Origin of the sequence: Streptococcus infantis, assembly GCF_047463615.1 — a bacterium.
GTDB classification, from domain to species: domain Bacteria; phylum Bacillota; class Bacilli; order Lactobacillales; family Streptococcaceae; genus Streptococcus; species Streptococcus infantis_X.
Genome location: NZ_JASHDO010000004.1, coordinates 130,256 through 147,933, shown reverse-complemented (window position 1 = coordinate 147,933; position 17,678 = coordinate 130,256). Strand labels below are relative to the sequence as shown.

Genomic DNA, 17,678 nt, shown 5'->3' with positions numbered 1-17,678 from the left:
TATTATGAAATTTTCAAAAGTAATGGCCCTAGCAGGAGTGACTCTGTTAGCGTCAGGTGTTTTAGCAGCCTGTTCAGGTTCAGGCTCTAGTGCAAAAGGTGAGAAAACTTTTTCTTACGTTTATGAAACAGATCCAGATAGCCTCAACTATCTGACAACAGGTAAGGCTGCGGTTGCGAATATCACAAGTAATGTGGTTGACGGTTTGATGGAGAATGACCGTTACGGGAACTTCGTGCCATCTATGGCAGAAGACTGGTCTGTTTCTAAAGATGGTTTGACTTACACTTATACAATCCGTAAAGATGCTAAGTGGTACACTTCTGAAGGTGAAGAGTATGCACCTGTGAAAGCTCAAGACTTTGTAACAGGTCTTAAATATGCAGCTGATAATAAGTCAGAAGCCCTTTATCTTGTTCAAGAATCCATTAAAGGTCTTGATGCTTATGTAAAAGGTGAAGTAAAAGACTTCTCAGAAGTTGGAATCAAGGCAATTGATGATCAAACTGTTCAATACACTTTGAATAAACCAGAAAGCTTCTGGAACTCTAAGACAACCATGGGTATTCTAGCTCCAGTTAATGAAGAGTTCTTGAATTCTAAGGGAGTAGATTTTGCAAAAGCGACAGATCCAAGCAGTATTCTTTACAACGGTCCTTTCTTGTTGAAATCATTGGTAGCAAAATCTTCAGTAGAATTTGAAAAGAATCCAAACTACTGGGATAAGGACAATGTTCATATTGATAAAGTAAAACTTTCATTCTGGGATGGTCAAGACAATAACAAACTTGCAGAAACCTTTAAAGATGGTGGTTTCTCAATGGCTCGTCTCTTCCCAACAAGTGGAAGCTACTCTGAACTTGAAAAAGAGTTTAAAGACAATATCGTTTATACACCACAAGATTCTGCTACTTTCTTAGTTGGTACAAATATTGACCGTCAGTCTTACAAATATACTTCTAAGACTACAGATGAGCAAAAGACTTCAACTAAGAAAGCTCTTCTTAACAAAGACTTCCGTCAAGCTATTGCCTTCGGTTTCGATAGAACAGCATATGCTTCTCAAGTTAATGGAGAAAGTGGAGCAAGCAAACTCCTTCGTAACTTGTTCGTACCACCAACATTTGTTCAAGCAGATGGTAAAAACTTTGGTGACTTAGTTAAGGAAAAATTGGTGACCTATGGTGATGAATGGAAAGATGTTAATCTAGACGACGCTCAAGATGGTCTTTACAATCCTGAAAAAGCAAAAGCAGAATTTGCTAAAGCTAAGACAGCTCTCCAAGCAGAAGGCGTTCAATTCCCAATTCATTTGGATATGCCAGTTGACCAGACTAATACTACAAAAGTTCAACGTGTTCAATCATTGAAACAATCGCTTGAAGCAACGTTAGGAACTGACAATGTTGTCATTGACATTCAACAACTTCAAAAAGATGAAGTTCTTAATGTTACCTACTTTGCTGAAACAGCTGCTGGAGAAGATTGGGATCTCTCAGATAACGTTGGTTGGTCACCAGACTATATCGACCCATCTACTTACCTTGATATCATCAAACCATCTGTTGGTGAAAATACTAAGACTTATCTAGGATTTGATGCTGGTACAAACAATGCTGCTGCCAAACAAGTTGGTTTGGAAGATTACGAAAAGATGGTTGTTGAAGCTGGTAATGAAGACACAGATGTTTCAAAACGTTATGATAAATATGCTGCTGCCCAAGCTTGGTTGACAGATAGCGCTTTGATTATCCCAACAACTTCTCAAACTGGACGTCCAATGTTGTCTAAGATGGTACCATTCACCCTTCCATTTGCATACTCAGGTAACAAGGGTATGAGTGAAGCCCTCTTGTACAAGTACCTTGAACTTCAAGATAAACCAGTAACTGCTGATGAATATCAAAAAGCTCAAGATAAATGGAAGAAAGAAAAAGAAGAATCTAATAAAAAAGCGCAAGAAGATCTTGCAAACCATGTGAAATAATAGTCAGTGGAGTTAGGGAACTAACTCCACTCTTTGCATTCAATTGTTAAAATTTTGACTTCCTTCTGTGGTGGACAAGAAAAGAGGCTGGGACAAAAGTCCTAGCCTCTCAATTGTATTTGGATTGTCGAGAAAGACGCAGTGGTTGAGTGGGCTCTACTACGCTGATTTTATCAGCTTTTACAGCCCTACTCAACTGTGCGGAGGTGGGACGACGAAATCGAATTACCGATTTCTGTCCCACTCTCTTTATCATGTTTTATTGTTGCCCTTGTGTATTTTGTGGGGCTGGGTTTTGTTGTTGAGTATTTGTAGTTGTATTTGGTACTGAGGCATTTGGATTTGTAGTGCCGTTCGTATTTTCGGTAGAAGGAGCTTGAGTTTCCGTTGTGGAAGTTGAACTTGAACTCTCAGTTGTCGTACTTGCTTGAGTTGACTGTGGAATCCAGTTACTTCGTGCTCCGTTTTTGAAGACGAATTCACCACTTCTATAAACTCCTTCTGGCATTGTCCAGTCACCAGGGGAATCATCTTCTGAGAGATAGGATATCATAGAACGGTAGATCTTTGCAGCAACTCTGAAACCATCTCCTGTGATAGGAGTAAGGCGATTAGAGTAACCTGTCCAAACAGCCATAGAATACTTACGGGTATATCCTACAAAATTTTCATCAGGTGCGACATAATCGTATCTCTTAATGTAATTTTCAATTTCATCATCTGTATAGTTAGATGTACCCGTCTTACCTGCTTGAGGTAACCAGGACATATAGGCACCACGACCTGTTCCGTAGGTAAGTACAGTTTTCATCATTTCTGTCATCATGTAGGCAGTTGTTTCCTTCATAGCGCGCGTTCCAGCGTCAGAGAATTCTTTTGAACTGCCGTCACTAAAGACAACCTTATTGATATACATTGGTTTGTGGTAGATACCACCGTTGGCAAAAGCAGCATAGGCAGCGGCCATTTTTTCACTGCTAGCACCATATTTTTTATTTGTTTCAGTTGTATTACTTGAAATGGCGTTAGCATAAACCATAGTTGGGTAATCAATTCCTAGCCCATTTAAGAAAGTTTTAGCCTGGTCTAATCCGACCCTTTCAAGCGTTTCAACTGCTGTAACGTTACGGGATTGTTGGATAGCATATTGAAGGGTAATGTTTCCGAAATATGATTTATCCCAGTTGTAAACAGGAATATTTGTACCTGGATAGTTGTAAGGAGCATCTTTAAGCATGTATGCTGTTGAGTCATAGATGCCATACTCAAGTGCGGGAGCATAGTCTGTGATTGGTTTCATAGTAGAACCCCAGTCACGGTTGGTTTCCACCGCTTGGTTAATACCAAAGGATACGTTGCTTGATTGGTGACGAGAACCGAGTTGGGCAATGACTTTACCATTTGTGACATCCACGATAGTAGAAGCCGCTTGAAGATCATCATCTGGATAATCAACGTATTCGTCAGTATTGTAGACGTCCCAAAGGCGTTTTTGTACCTCTTGGTCAACGTTTGTATAGACTTCCATTCCCGTTGTTAATAAGTTATAGCCTGTTTCTTGTTCTACTTGGTCAATAACCTCTTTAAGGTAGTTATCCATATACTGAGGATAACTATTAACAGCTCTTAGACTTTGAAGTCCATCAGTGATTGGTGTATTGATGGCTGTTTCATATTGTTCAGCAGTGAGGTAACCATGTTTTTGCATTTCTGACAAGACGAGATTACGTCTTTCAAGAGCTTCTTCAGGATGTGAATAAGGGTCGTATTGGTTTGGAGCCTGTGGCATACCTGCTAAGAGTGCTAGTTGCGGAATAGAAAGATCTTTTAGATCCTTGCCATAATAGTTCTCTGCAGCAGTCTGCATACCATAGTTACCATTTGACATGTAGACTTTGTTAATGTAATAGGTCAAGATTTCCTGCTTGGTTGCTGTCCGTTCTAATTGAATGGCTAACCATGCTTCTTGAACTTTACGGGATAGAGTTTGATCCGCTGTTGATGTTGAGAAGTAAGTCAACTTAATCAACTGCTGGGTCAGGGTAGATCCCCCTTGGAGCCCACCACTACTACTAAGGTTACGTAGGAAAGCTCCAGCTATACGGATGCTATCGAGTCCTCTATGGTTAAAGAAACGGTGATCTTCGATAGAGACAATCGCATTGACAAGGTCAGTAGGAATTTCACTACTTTGAGCGTTGACACGACGCTCAGCGCCTAAATCAGCGATTAGCTCATTTTTACTGTCATAAATCTTACTTGAAGTAGTTGCAACAAGCTTGCTCTCCGAAAGTTCAGGAGCCTTGTTTGCATAGTATAGAAAGACACCACCACCAAGCAGGAAAGATGCGATAAATAGACTTAGCAAGCCAATGCTAAGGTATTTAACGATGCGCAAGATAGTTTGTTTGTTCATATTGTTTTACCACCTAGTAAATGTTGTTTGACTGTATCGAGATAAGGAATTTGTGGGAAAGCGGAATGCTCAATCACAAAACCGAATTCTCTAATATAGTCAAGCGGCATAGACTTTTTCCCCATATCCTGATGATAAAAACGGATGAGGTCAAATGCCGGCAATAAATACGTTTCTTGATAAGAAGAAAAGTGAAGAAGGACAAAGCAAATCCCTTTTTGTTCAAGGACTTGTTCCATATGTTGAATCTGATGAGGATGGAAGTTCTTCATCGGAATAGCATATTTTTGCTTGGTTTCCTTAGCTTCGAAATCGATGTAAAATCCTTCATAAACTCCTGAATAGTCGGTTGTAGATGCTTGTCTAAAATAAGCTTCGACAATTTTAGCACGACTACGTTGCGGATAATCTACACGGACAATCTGCACTGGAGTCGGTTTCTTATGGATGACAGCCAAACCGTGTGTCAGATAATAGTCGTTTGTAGCGTTAATCATCTTTTCAAAGGACATCCCACGATTTGCGAAATTTTTAGTTTGTGAAGTGGGGAGCTGCCTTTTTTTCGATGAAATCTTATGCGGATAGTTGACCATAGTTCTCCTTATTGGTACAATAACATCACTTTATTATACCATAAACGTAGACAGAAAGGGTGAAAAAATGCATACAGCCTTGATTTTAGGCTATTCTTCCTTTGATCTAGGATTATTTAATGACAAGGATATTCGCCTAAAAATTATCAAAAAAGCAATTCGTTGTGATTTGGAAAAACTAGCAGAAGATGGTCTCAAATGGCTAGTATTTACAGGTACATTGGGCTTTGAATACTGGGTTTTAGAGGTGGCCAAAGAAATGAAAGATGACTTTGGTTTCCAACTAGCAACTATTTTTGATTTTGAAACTCATGGAGATAATTGGAATGAGGGGAATCAAGTCAAACTTAGTGAATTTAAGCAGGTTGATTTTGTCAAGTATGCTTATCCCAAATATGAACATAAGGGACAATTAAGAGATTATCAGATTTTCTTGCTTGAAAATACAGATGGGGTCTATCTTTTTTATGATGAGGAAAATGAAACAAAACTGAGATATTTTTACGAACTGATGAAAAAGAAAGACAACTATGTTACAAAAAGATTAACATTTGAAGAATTGAATGAAGTAGCCCAAAATTTTTCCGAAAATTGAGCCTTTGACCTTGCTTTTTGTTTGCCTTTTTTTATATAATAATACTAGCAACTGAGAATGGAGAGAGACATGGCAAGTATTATTTTTACAGCGAAGGATATTTTTGAACAGGAATTTGGAAGAGAAGTACGTGGATATAGTAAAGCAGAAGTGGATGAATTTTTGGATGATGTCATCAAGGATTATGAAACTTATGCTGCACTAGTGAAGTCACTCCGTTTAGAAATTGCAGAGTTGAAGGAGGAATTGTCGAAAAAACCTCAAGTGACACCAGTAGCTTCTGAATCAGCAGAGCTTGGAAGTACGACTTCAATGACAAACTTTGATATTTTGAAACGTTTGAATCGTCTTGAAAAAGAAGTATTTGGCAAACAAATCTTGGATAATTCTGATTTCTAAGAATGATTTTATTGTGCAATTTTTGGATAATCGCGTGAAGAGAGTTTCTTTTCATGAGGAAAGTCCATGCTAGCACAGGCTGTGATGCCTGTAGTGTTTGTGCTAGGCGAAACCATAAGCCTAGGGACGAGAAATCGTTACGGCAGTTGAAATGGCTAAGTCTTTTGATAGGTCAGAGTAGGCTTGAAAGTGCCACAGTGACGGAGTCTTTCTGGAAACGGAGAGAGTGGAACGCGGTAAACCCCTCAAGCTAGCAACCCAAATTTTGGTCGGGGCATGGAGTGCGCGGAAACGAACGTAGTACTCTGACTGCTATCAGCTAGAGCTGCTAGTGGTAGACAGATGATTATCGAAGGAAGTGGTCCTAGTCACTTCTGGAACAAAACATGGCTTATAGAAAATTGCATATAGGTTGGGGCTGAGACATATTTCTCAACCTCATTTTTTAAAGTGAACAAAGAAAGGTCTATAAAAGACTGAAATGAAACAAACATTTAATTTAATTGCGACTGCTGCGGCGGGTTTGGAAGCTGTAGTTGGACGTGAAGTAAGAGATTTGGGTTATGATTGTCAAGTTGAGAATGGGCGTGTTCGTTTTCAAGGTGATGTGAAAGCAATCATCCAAACCAACCTGTGGCTAAGAGCTGCGGATAGGATCAAAATCGTTGTGGGAACATTTCCAGCAAAAACCTTTGAAGAACTCTTTCAAGGTGTTTTTGCCTTAGATTGGGAAAACTATTTCCCACTTGGGGCCCGTTTCCCAATTTCCAAGGCTAAGTGTGTTAAGTCAAAATTACACAATGAACCGAGTGTACAAGCGATATCTAAGAAGGCAGTTGTTAAGAAATTGCAAAAACATTATGCACGGCCAGAGGGTGTTCCTCTCATGGAGAATGGACCTGAGTTTAAGATTGAGGTCTCTATTCTGAAAGATGTGGCGACTGTCATGATTGATACGACTGGCTCAAGTCTCTTTAAGCGTGGTTACCGCACTGAAAAGGGTGGAGCTCCGATCAAGGAGAATATGGCAGCGGCGATTTTGCAACTGTCAAACTGGTATCCAGATAAACCTTTGATTGATCCAACCTGTGGTTCTGGAACTTTCTGTATTGAGGCGGCAATGATTGCACGTAAGATGGCACCAGGTTTGCGTCGTTCCTTTGCTTTTGAAGAATGGAACTGGGTCAGTGACCGCTTGATTCAAGAAGTCAGAACTGAAGCTAGTAAGCAAATAGATCGAGAGATTGAACTGGATATCATGGGCTGTGATATAGATGGACGCATGGTGGAAATTGCTAAGGCAAATGCCCAGGCTGCAGGAGTATCTGGTGATATTCTCTTTAAGCAGATGCGTGTGCAGGATTTGCGTTCGGACAAGGTTAATGGAGTTATTATCTCTAACCCACCTTATGGAGAACGTTTGTCAGATGATGCAGGAGTGACTAAACTCTATGCTGAAATGGGTGAGGTTTTTGAACCTCTCAAGACTTGGAGTAAGTTTATCCTGACTAGTGATGAAGCTTTTGAAAGCAAGTATGGTAGTCAGGCGGATAAAAAACGAAAACTCTATAATGGTACTTTGAAAGTTGATTTATATCAATATTTTGGTCAACGTGTTAAAAGAAACCCCTAGATTAGAAAGGAGTTGCCATGGATCCAAAGGATAAAAAAGAAGAAATGTTAGAACCGGAGAATACCTCCCAAGAACCTCAGTTTGATTTTGAGGAAGCTAAGGATTTAACGGTTGGACAGGTTATTCGAAAAAATGAAGAAATCGAAGCAGGAGTAACTCCTGATGATACCATTTTGGACAAATACATTAAACAACACCGTGAAGAAATCGAGGCTGATAAATTTACAAACATTCAGGCTAAGAAAGAGGAACTTCAAAGTTTAGATGATTTGCTTCAAGATGCCAAAGAAACGATTGAAGAAGAGGCAGAATCAGTAGAAGAAGTCTCTGAATCAGAGAAGTTTGATGAAGAAGAGGGAAAAGAAGGTCAAGAATTCATCCTCCCACCACTAGAAGAAACCTTGGTTATGGATAAAAACTTAGTGGAACCTGCAACGGAGGCCCTTGTGGTTGAGGATGATGAAGCTTTGCAAGAGGAACTTCAATCCCTGTCTCGCTCTTCTCAAGCAGAAGATGAACCACAGAACAAAAAAGTATGGTTTATCTTATCGGCAGTAGTAGCAGTTATTATTCTTATTTTAGGAAGCGGCTACTATGTCTACCGTCAAATCTCTCGCACTTCACAAGAAATTCAGTCTCAATCATCTGATGCTGGCTTGGTGAGTAACCAGGCGATTCTAGATCAATTCAATAGTTTATATGACACTTTTTATACTGACCAAAATAAGACTGCTTTAAAAAACAGTCAATTTGGTCAATTGAGTCAGCTTAAAGCCCTTTTGGACAAACTTGAAGGGGCGAGAGAACATACTCTCGTTAAGTCAAAATATGATAGTCTTGAAACACAAATCAAGGCAGTTCAAGATGTCAATGCTCAGTTTGAAACCCCAGCTATCACTGATGGTGTCTTAGATACGAATGCTAAGGTTAAGGCAGATGCCAAATTTACCGAAGTTAAGACTGGTAATACAGAGATTGACAAACTGCTAGATAAGGCTATTAGCCTTGGTAAGAGCCAACTTTCATCTTCTACTAGCTCAAGTAGTAGTCAAGCAAGCTCATCGAATCAAACAGAGTCAAGTTCAACTACTGAAAGTAATGCTAGCAACTCCACTAGTCCATCAACTTCCACTGGTGAATCTGCTTCGGCTAACAATATCCTTGATAGTGGATTATCAAGCGAAGGTGTTAATTTGCAAAGAAGCGCTAGCCGAGTGCCGTATAATCAATCTGCTGTAAACGATAGTAGTAATCCTGCCTGGACCTTTACCGATGGTGTTCTGGAGCAAATCCTTGCGACCTCACGTGCGCGTGGCTACATCACGGGTAACCAATACATTTTGGAACCTGTGAATATTGTTAATGGTAATGGCTATTACAATCTGTATAAACCTGATGGAACCTATCTCTTTACCCTTAACTGTAAGACAGGATATTTTGTAGGAAATGGATCTGGACATGCGGATGATTTAGACTACTAGTCAAATTGTTACAAAATTCTTTCTTTTCACAGATAAACATGATAAAATAAAACATATTAAATAAGAGGAGTGTCACATGACAAAAGCTAACTTTGGTGTCGTAGGTATGGCCGTAATGGGTCGTAACCTTGCCCTAAATATCGAATCTCGTGGTTACACAGTTGCTATTTATAACCGTAGTAAAGAAAAAACAGAAGATGTAATTGCTTGCCACCCTGAAAAGAACTTTGTGCCAAGCTATGACGTTGAAAGTTTTGTAAATTCAATTGAAAAACCACGTCGTATCATGCTCATGGTTCAAGCTGGACCTGGTACAGATGCTACGATCCAAGCCCTTCTTCCACACTTGGATAAAGGTGATATCTTGATCGACGGAGGAAATACTTTCTACAAAGATACCATCCGTCGTAATGAAGAATTAGCTAACTCAGGTATCAACTTTATCGGTACAGGGGTTTCAGGTGGTGAAAAAGGTGCCCTCGAAGGACCATCTATCATGCCTGGCGGACAAAAAGAAGCCTATGAATTGGTGGCTGATGTTCTTGAAGAAATCTCTGCAAAAGCACCAGAAGATGGCAAACCATGTGTGACGTACATCGGTCCTGATGGAGCTGGTCACTACGTGAAAATGGTCCACAACGGGATCGAGTACGGTGATATGCAATTGATCGCAGAAAGCTATGATCTTATGCAACACTTGCTTGGACTCTCTGCAGAAGACATGGCTGAAATCTTTACTGAGTGGAACAAGGGTGAGTTGGATAGCTACTTGATTGAAATCACTGCTGACATCCTTGGACGTAAAGATGATGAAGGTCAAGATGGACCAATCGTAGATTACATCCTGGATGCTGCAGGTAACAAGGGAACTGGTAAATGGACTAGCCAGTCATCACTTGACCTTGGTGTACCATTGTCACTCATCACTGAGTCAGTATTTGCGCGTTACATCTCTACTTACAAAGAAGAACGTGTACACGCTAGCAAGGTGCTTCCAAAACCAGCTGCCTTCAAATTTGAAGGCGACAAGGTTGAGTTGATTGAAAAGATCCGTCAAGCCCTTTACTTCTCAAAAATCATTTCATACGCACAAGGTTTTGCTCAATTGCGTGTAGCTTCTAAAGAAAACAACTGGAACTTGCCATTTGCAGACATCGCCTCTATCTGGCGTGATGGCTGTATCATCCGTTCTCGTTTCTTGCAAAAGATTACAGATGCTTACAACCGTGATGCAGACCTTGCTAACCTTCTTTTGGATGAGTACTTCTTGGATGTTACTGCTAAGTACCAACAAGCAGTGCGTGATATCGTAGCTCTTGCTGTTCAAGCTGGTGTACCAGTACCAACCTTCTCAGCAGCTATTACTTACTATGATAGCTACCGTTCAGCTGACCTTCCAGCTAACTTGATTCAAGCGCAACGTGACTACTTTGGTGCTCACACTTACCAACGTAAAGACAAAGAAGGAACCTTCCACTATTCTTGGTATGACGAAAAATAAGTAGGCCAAGCTATGGGGAAACGGATTTTATTGCTTGAAAAAGAAAGAAATCTAGCTCATTTTTTAAGTTTGGAACTCCAGAAAGAGCACTATCGGGTTGATCTAGTAGAGGAGGGGCAAAAAGCCCTTTCTCTGGCTCTTCAGACAGATTATGATTTGATTTTATTGAACTTTAATCTGGGAGATATGACGGCTCAGGACTTTGCTGAAAGGCTGAGTCGAACTAAACCTGCTTCTGTCATCATGATCTTGGATCATTGGGAAGACTTGCAAGAAGAGCTGGAAGTCATTCAGCGGTTTGCAGTTTCTTACATCTATAAGCCAGTCATTATCGAAAACTTGGTTGAGAGAATTTCAGCGATTTTCCGTGGACGTGATTTTATTGATCAGCATTGTAATCAGATGAAGGTGCCAACAGCCTACCGAAATCTGAGAATTGATGTTGAAAATCACACGGTCTATCGTGGCGATGAAATGATTGCTCTCACTCGTCGTGAATATGACCTCTTAGCTACACTCATGGGGAGTAAGAAAGTCTTAACTCGTGAACAATTGCTAGAGAGTGTCTGGAAGTATGAAAGTGCTACAGAGACCAATATCGTAGATGTCTATATCCGATATCTACGGAGCAAGATTGATGTCAAAGGTCAAAAGAGCTACATCAAAACAGTGCGTGGTGTTGGTTATACCATGCAGGAATAGAAAGCAGTTGCAGTTTTGTAACTGCTTTTTTTGATCTTTAAATAAACGAACATCTTTATCGAAAATTTCATGAGGCTAAACCTGTGCTGTCTATCAGTTTATTTTTAAACAAATTAGTTAGTCTTATCTGCCAGTTCAAAGCAAATTTTGAGTAGATTCTTGTTGGCTTAAATTTAATATATTGACGAAAGCAAAGACATTTGCTATAATCATTTTGGAGGATAAAAGAATGAAATTTTTGAAAAAATTGATGCAAATTGGACTAGCAGTCTTCTTCTTTGGTCTGTTAGCAACTAGTACAGTATTTGCAGATGATGCTGATTCAGAAGGCTGGCAATTTGTCCAAGAAAATGGTAGAACCTACTACAAGAAGGGGGAACTCAAAGAAACCTACTGGCGAGTGATTGATGGTAAGTACTATTATTTTGATCATGTATCAGGAGAAATGGTTGTCGGCTGGCAATATATCCCGTTTCCATCTAAAGGTAGTACAATTGGTCCTTACCCTAATGGTGTGAGATTAGAAGGTTTTCCAAAGTCAGAGTGGTACTACTTCGATCAGAATGGAGTGCTACAAGAGTTTGTTGGTTGGAAAGCATTAGAGATTAAAACTAAAGACAGTGTTGGAAGAAAGTACGGGGAAAAACGTGAAGACAAAGAAGAGAAGCGTTATTACACGAACTATTACTTTAATCAAAATTATTCTTTAGAGACAGGTTGGCTTTATGACCAGTCTAATTGGTATTATCTAGCTAAAACGGAAATTAATGGAGAAAACTATATTGGTGGTGAAAGACGTGCAGGTTGGATAAATGATGGTTCAGCTTGGTACTATCTAGATTCAGAAACTGGTATCATGCAAACTGGTTGGAAGCAAATTGGCAATAAGTGGTACTACCTCCGTTCATCAGGAGCCATGGCGACCGGTTGGTATCTAGATGGTTCAACTTGGTACTATTTAGATGCTGAAAATGGCGATATGAAAACAGGCTGGCAATATCTTGGTAACAAGTGGTACTATCTCCGTTCATCAGGAGCCATGGCAACTGGTTGGGTGAAAGATGGTTCAACTTGGTACTACCTAAATGCAAGTAATGGAGATATGAAGACAGGTTGGACCAAAGTAAATGGAAACTGGTATTATCTCAATTCAAATGGAGCAATGGTTACAGGTAGCCAAACTATCGATGGTAAAGTTTATAATTTCGCCTCATCTGGTGAGTGGATTTAATCTTGGAGGAGATACAAATGAAGCTTTTGAAAAAAATGATGCAAGTCGCACTAGCAACATTTTTCTTTGGTTTGCTAGCGACAAATACTGTATCTGCAGATACCACGGGTGGACAGTTTGTTGATAAGGATAATAGAAAATATTATGTAAAAGATGATCATAAAGCAATCTATTGGCATAAAATAAACGGTAAAACTTACTATTTTGGTGGTAAAGGAGAAATGGTAGTTGGATGGCAATACATAGAAATTCCTGGGACAGGTTACCGAGATAATTTATTTGATAATCATGGAGTAAAAGAAATTGGACTCCAACAAAAATGGTTTTACTTTGGTCCGGATGGCGCTCTGCTAGAACAGCAAGAGAAACAAGTCTTAGAGGCAAAATCGTCTGAAAATACAGGAAAAGTATATGGTGAAAAGTACAATCCATCTGCTGAGAAGAGAGCCTATTACTTTGATGATGATTACGCCTTGAAGACAGGTTGGATTTATGAAGATGGTCATTGGTATTATTTAAATAAGCTAGGAAATTCCAACGACGATTCTTCTTATCCACTACCAATTGGTGAAATTGCTAAGGGTTGGACTCAAGATTTCCATGTTACTTTTGGCATTGACAGAAGCAAACCTGCTCCGTGGTACTACCTAGACCCAGAAACTGGCATTATGCAAACGGGTTGGCAATATCTTGGTAACAAGTGGTACTATCTCCGTTCATCAGGAGCTATGGCAACTGGCTGGTATCAGGAAGGCTCAACTTGGTATTATCTAGATGCTGAAAATGGCGATATGAAGACAGGATGGGTTTCTATCAATGGCTATTGGTACTATCTGCGTTCATCAGGAGCTATGGCGACAGGCTGGCTTCAAGACGGCTCAACTTGGTACTACCTCAATGCAAGTAATGGCGATATGAAGACAGGCTGGTTCCAAGTTAATGGTAAATGGTACTATGCCTATAGTTCAGGTGCCTTAGCTGTAAATACCACAGTAGGTGGCTACCAGGTCAACTATAATGGTGAGTGGGTACAATAATGAAAACAAGCGATTGTGAAAGGAAACAATCGCTTTTTTTGTGAAAATATAATAAAATAGAAAGGAATAAAGTTCTAAAATTTTATCTAGAAACAGATGATTTTCATCTGATAGTAGGATTAAATGACAAAAGAAGTTGGTGTCGGTCAGGCACATAGTAAAATTATTTTAATAGGAGAGCACGCGGTGGTTTATGGCTACCCAGCCATCTCTTTACCTCTTTTAGAGGTGGAGGTGACTTGTCGGGTGGTTCCAGCAGCGACACCATGGCGTCTGTTTGAAGAGGACACCTTGTCTATGGCTGTCTATGCTTCCCTAGAGTATCTGAATATCAAAGATGCTTGCATTCGTTGTCAAATTGACTCGGCTATCCCAGAAAAACGTGGGATGGGTTCTTCAGCAGCTATTAGCATTGCAGCCATTCGAGCGGTATTTGATTATTACCAAGCAGAACTTCCACATGATGTGTTAGAGATTTTAGTCAATCGGGCGGAGATGATTGCCCATATGAATCCTAGTGGTTTGGATGCCAAGACCTGTCTTAGTGACCAACCTATCCGTTTTATCAAGAATGTTGGTTTTGAAGAATTAACCATGGATTTATCAGCTTATCTGGTCATTGCCGATACTGGTGTTTATGGGCATACTCGTGAAGCTATCCAAGTTGTTGAGAGCAAGGGCAAGGATACCTTACCTTTCCTGCATGCGCTAGGAGAGTTGACCCAAGAAGCAGAAGAAGCAATAAAAACAAAAGATGCCGTGAAGCTGGGAGAAATTCTAACCAAAGCTCATGGAAATCTAAAGGAAATCGGAGTTAGTAGCCCTGAGGCAGATGCCTTGGTTGAAACTGCTCTCGATCATGGTGCTCTAGGTGCCAAGATGAGTGGTGGTGGTCTAGGAGGCTGCATCATCACCTTGGTTGCTAATGTCAGTCAAGCACAAGAACTCGCAGAAAGATTAGAAGAGAAAGGAGCTGTTCAGACATGGATCGAAAGCCTGTAACAGTACGTTCCTATGCCAATATTGCTATTATCAAATATTGGGGTAAGAAAGCAGAAAAAGAGATGGTTCCTGCAACTAGCAGTATCTCTCTAACCTTAGAAAATATGTATACGGAGACGACACTTTCTCCTTTACCAGCAGATGTAAGCTCGGATGCTTTCTACATCAATGGTCAGTTGCAAAATGAAGCTGAGCATGCTAAGATGAGTAAAATCATTGACCGTTACCGTCCTGAAGGAGCAGGTTTTGTTCGTATCGATACCAAGAACAATATGCCAACAGCAGCGGGTCTTTCTTCAAGTTCCAGTGGTTTGTCTGCCCTGGTAAAAGCTTGCAATGCCTATTTCCAATTAGGACTAGATCGTAAAGAGTTAGCCTTGGAAGCTAAGTTTGCATCAGGTTCTTCATCTCGCAGTTTTTATGGCCCCTTAGCAGCTTGGGACAAGGATAGTGGAGAAATCTATCCTGTCGAAACTGACTTGAAACTAGCAATGATCATGTTGGTCTTGGAAGACCAGAAAAAACCAATCTCTAGTCGAGATGGCATGAAACTCTGCGTGGAAACTTCAACGACTTTTGATGAGTGGATTCGTCAATCTGAACAAGACTACAAGGATATGCTGGTCTATCTCAAGGAAAATGACTTTGAGAAAGTTGGAGTATTAACAGAGAAAAACGCTCTTGCCATGCATGCTACGACAAAAACTGCAAATCCGCCGTTCTCTTATCTCACAGATGCGAGTTATGAGGCTATGGATTTCGTTCGTCAGCTTAGAGAACAAGGAGAAGCTTGCTACTTTACCATGGATGCGGGGCCTAATGTAAAGGTTCTTTGTTTAGAAAAAGACTTGGAACATCTATCAGAACTCTTAGGTCAACGCTATCGCTTAATCGTTTCAAAAACAAAGGATTTGAGCCAAGATGACGATTGTTAAAACTTGTGGGAAGCTCTATTGGGCTGGGGAGTATGCCATTTTAGAACCAGGACAGTTGGCGCTAATAAAGGCAATTCCCATCTATATGACAGCTGAGATTGAGTCTTCGGAAGTTTATCGACTCTACTCAGATATGTTTTCCTATAGTGTAGACATGCGACCGGATTCTTCTTATGCCTTGATTCAAGAAACAGTTGCCATAGTAGAGGAATACCTGACTGCTCAAGGAGTTGAACTACAGCCTTTCTCCCTAGACATTCGTGGGAAAATGGAGCGTGAGGGGAAGAAATTTGGTCTGGGTTCTAGTGGTAGTGTAGTTGTCTTGGTCATCAAGGCCATGCTTGCCTTCTATGAAAGATTAGCTGACAGAGAACTCTTGTTTAAATTGGCGAGTGCTGTACTTCTTATACGTGGGGACAATGGTTCCATGGGGGATATTGCCTGTATCGTTTCAGAAGACCTGGTCCTCTATCAGTCTTTTGAACGTGAGAAAGTGGCAGAATGGCTAGAAAAAGAAGACTTGCCAACTGTATTAGCACGTGATTGGGGCTTTTCTATTAGAAATGTTGAAACGAGCTTGAAATTTGATTTTATGGTTGGTTGGACCAAGGAAGTAGCTGTGTCTAGCCATATGGTCAAGCAAATCAAGGATAATATGAATACCAACTTCTTGCAAGCTTCAAAAGAAACAGTAGCTAACTTGGTAAAGGCTTTGCAGAAAGGTCAAGAAGAAACCATTATTGACTTGCTAGAACAAGCCAGCCAACTTTTAGAAGGCTTGAGTTCAGATATTTACACACCTTCGCTCAGACAATTAAAAGATGCCAGCCGAGACTTAAAAGCTGTTGCAAAAAGTAGTGGTGCTGGTGGTGGAGACTGTGGGATTGCTCTCAGTTTTGACCAAGATTCGACCACATTACTGAAAAAACGCTGGGCTGATCTAGGGATTGAGCTCTTGTATCAAGAAAGGATAGGACATGACGACAAATCGGAAGGATGAGCACATCCGCTATGCCCTTGAACAAAAAAGTTCTTATAATAGTTTTGATGAGGTGGAGTTAATCCACTCTTCACTACCCTTATATGATATAGATGAGATTGATCTTTCAACAGATTTTGCAGGGCGAAAATGGGATTTTCCTTTTTATATTAACGCCATGACAGGTGGGAGTGATCGGGGCAGAGAAATCAATCAAAAATTGGCCCAGGTGGCAGAGGCCTGTGGAATTTTATTTGTGACAGGTTCTTACAGTGCTGCTCTTAAGGATCCATCGGACAATTCTTTCTCAGTCAAAACTAGTCACCCTAACCTTCTACTTGGAACCAATATTGGCTTGGACAAACCTGTAGAACTAGGATTACAAACAGTGAAAGAGATGAATCCTCTTCTCTTACAAGTTCATGTGAATGTCATGCAAGAATTACTCATGCCAGAAGGTGAGCGTCAATTTAGATTATGGCAAAACAATCTGAAAGATTATGCTGAGCAAATCTCAGTTCCCCTTGTTTTAAAAGAAGTCGGCTTTGGCATGGATGTGAAGACTATTGCTAAGGCATATGAGATAGGCATACGTACGGTTGATTTGTCTGGCCGTGGGGGAACTAGTTTTGCCTATATCGAAAATCGTCGTAGCGGTCAACGGGACTACCTCAATGATTGGGGGCAATCGACCATGCAGGCTCTTATCAATGCCCAAGACTGGAAAGATAAGATGGAGCTTCTGGTAAGCGGAGGGGTTCGCAATCCACTAGACATCATCAAATGCTTGGTCTTTGGAGCGAAAGCAGTTGGGCTTTCACGCACCATGTTAGAGTTGGTTGAAAACTACCCAGTGGATGTCGTTATTTCCATTGTTGAGAGTTGGAAAGAAGACCTACGTTTGATTATGTGTGCCCTTAATTGTGCAAGGATTGAAGATTTGCAAGAGGTCGACTATCTCCTATATGGAAAATTAAAAGAAGCAAAAGACCAAATGTAAGGAGATCGGGATTTTATACTCTTCGAAAATCAAATTCAAACCACGTCAGCATCGCCTTGCCGTACTTAAGTACAGCCTGCGGCTCGCTTCCTAGTTTGCTCTTTGATTTTCATTGAGTATTAGTCCCGGTCTCTTTCTCATTCCTGAGACTGATGTGACTTTTGGGAATTGTGATACAATAAAATGG

The 17,678-nt window shown here is 40.4% G+C and carries 15 protein-coding genes and 1 other RNA gene; 14 read left to right on the top strand and 2 right to left on the bottom strand.

Going from position 1 to position 17,678, the window contains the following annotated elements; all coding sequences use genetic code 11:
- The first annotated feature begins 4 nt into the window (after positions 1 to 4).
- Positions 5 to 1,987, top strand: a complete 1,983-nt coding sequence (locus QM874_RS05720) for a peptide ABC transporter substrate-binding protein (protein ID WP_414316567.1) — start codon at positions 5 to 7, stop codon at positions 1,985 to 1,987.
- A gap of 259 nt (positions 1,988 to 2,246) precedes the next feature.
- Here QM874_RS05720 and pbp1a read toward each other — a convergent pair whose 3' ends face one another.
- Positions 2,247 to 4,403, bottom strand: coding sequence for a penicillin-binding protein PBP1A (pbp1a, locus tag QM874_RS05715; protein ID WP_414316566.1), 2,157 nt, complete (start codon positions 4,401 to 4,403; stop codon positions 2,247 to 2,249).
- Positions 4,400 to 4,996 carry a Holliday junction resolvase RecU gene (recU, locus tag QM874_RS05710; RefSeq protein WP_414316565.1) on the bottom strand — a complete coding sequence of 199 codons (597 nt, stop codon included), beginning with the start codon at positions 4,994 to 4,996 and terminating at the stop codon, positions 4,400 to 4,402. The genes pbp1a and recU overlap by 4 nt, the downstream gene beginning before the upstream one ends.
- Positions 4,997 to 5,063: 67 nt before the next feature.
- On the opposite strand from recU, the gene QM874_RS05705 reads away from it, so the two are divergent.
- The 13 genes from QM874_RS05705 (at position 5,064) to fni (ending at position 17,491) form a co-directional block, all read left to right on the top strand.
- A complete protein-coding gene (locus tag QM874_RS05705; protein WP_414316564.1) occupies positions 5,064 to 5,591 on the top strand; it encodes an SLOG family protein in 528 nt (175 codons plus the stop codon).
- Between the two features lie 69 nt (positions 5,592 to 5,660).
- Positions 5,661 to 5,990: a cell division regulator GpsB gene (gene gpsB, locus QM874_RS05700; protein ID WP_414270925.1), complete on the top strand. Its 330-nt coding sequence runs from the start codon at positions 5,661 to 5,663 to the stop codon at positions 5,988 to 5,990.
- An 18-nt stretch (positions 5,991 to 6,008) separates the two neighbouring features.
- Positions 6,009 to 6,389: RNase P RNA component class B (rnpB, locus tag QM874_RS05695), an RNA gene on the top strand.
- Between the two features lie 82 nt (positions 6,390 to 6,471).
- Positions 6,472 to 7,623, top strand: a complete 1,152-nt coding sequence (locus QM874_RS05690) for a THUMP domain-containing class I SAM-dependent RNA methyltransferase (protein ID WP_414316563.1) — start codon at positions 6,472 to 6,474, stop codon at positions 7,621 to 7,623.
- A 17-nt stretch (positions 7,624 to 7,640) separates the two neighbouring features.
- Positions 7,641 to 9,104, top strand: a complete 1,464-nt coding sequence (gene mapZ, locus QM874_RS05685) for a cell division site-positioning protein MapZ (RefSeq protein ID WP_414316562.1) — start codon at positions 7,641 to 7,643, stop codon at positions 9,102 to 9,104.
- Between the two features lie 76 nt (positions 9,105 to 9,180).
- Positions 9,181 to 10,605, top strand: coding sequence for an NADP-dependent phosphogluconate dehydrogenase (gene gndA / locus QM874_RS05680; RefSeq protein ID WP_414316561.1), 1,425 nt, complete (start codon positions 9,181 to 9,183; stop codon positions 10,603 to 10,605).
- 12 nt (positions 10,606 to 10,617) lie between these two features.
- The gene (locus tag QM874_RS05675; protein ID WP_414270929.1) at positions 10,618 to 11,307 is read left to right on the top strand and encodes a response regulator transcription factor; all 690 of its coding nucleotides are present in this window, start codon (positions 10,618 to 10,620) and stop codon (positions 11,305 to 11,307) included.
- Between the two features lie 229 nt (positions 11,308 to 11,536).
- A complete protein-coding gene (gene cbpJ, locus QM874_RS05670) occupies positions 11,537 to 12,538 on the top strand; it encodes a choline-binding protein CbpJ (protein WP_414270930.1) in 1,002 nt (333 codons plus the stop codon).
- 17 nt (positions 12,539 to 12,555) lie between these two features.
- Positions 12,556 to 13,575: a choline-binding protein CbpC gene (gene cbpC / locus QM874_RS05665; RefSeq protein WP_414316560.1), complete on the top strand. Its 1,020-nt coding sequence runs from the start codon at positions 12,556 to 12,558 to the stop codon at positions 13,573 to 13,575.
- Positions 13,576 to 13,698: 123 nt separating this feature from the next.
- On the top strand, positions 13,699 to 14,577 hold the full coding sequence (gene mvk / locus QM874_RS05660; RefSeq protein ID WP_414316559.1) for a mevalonate kinase: 879 nt from the start codon (positions 13,699 to 13,701) through the stop codon (positions 14,575 to 14,577).
- A complete protein-coding gene (gene mvaD / locus QM874_RS05655) occupies positions 14,559 to 15,512 on the top strand; it encodes a diphosphomevalonate decarboxylase (RefSeq protein ID WP_414316558.1) in 954 nt (317 codons plus the stop codon). The genes mvk and mvaD overlap by 19 nt, the downstream gene beginning before the upstream one ends.
- A complete protein-coding gene (locus QM874_RS05650; protein WP_414316557.1) occupies positions 15,499 to 16,512 on the top strand; it encodes a phosphomevalonate kinase in 1,014 nt (337 codons plus the stop codon). Before mvaD ends, QM874_RS05650 begins: the two co-directional genes overlap by 14 nt.
- Positions 16,490 to 17,491, top strand: a complete 1,002-nt coding sequence (fni, locus tag QM874_RS05645) for a type 2 isopentenyl-diphosphate Delta-isomerase (RefSeq protein ID WP_414316556.1) — start codon at positions 16,490 to 16,492, stop codon at positions 17,489 to 17,491. Before QM874_RS05650 ends, fni begins: the two co-directional genes overlap by 23 nt.
- The last annotated feature ends 187 nt before the right edge of the window (positions 17,492 to 17,678 follow it).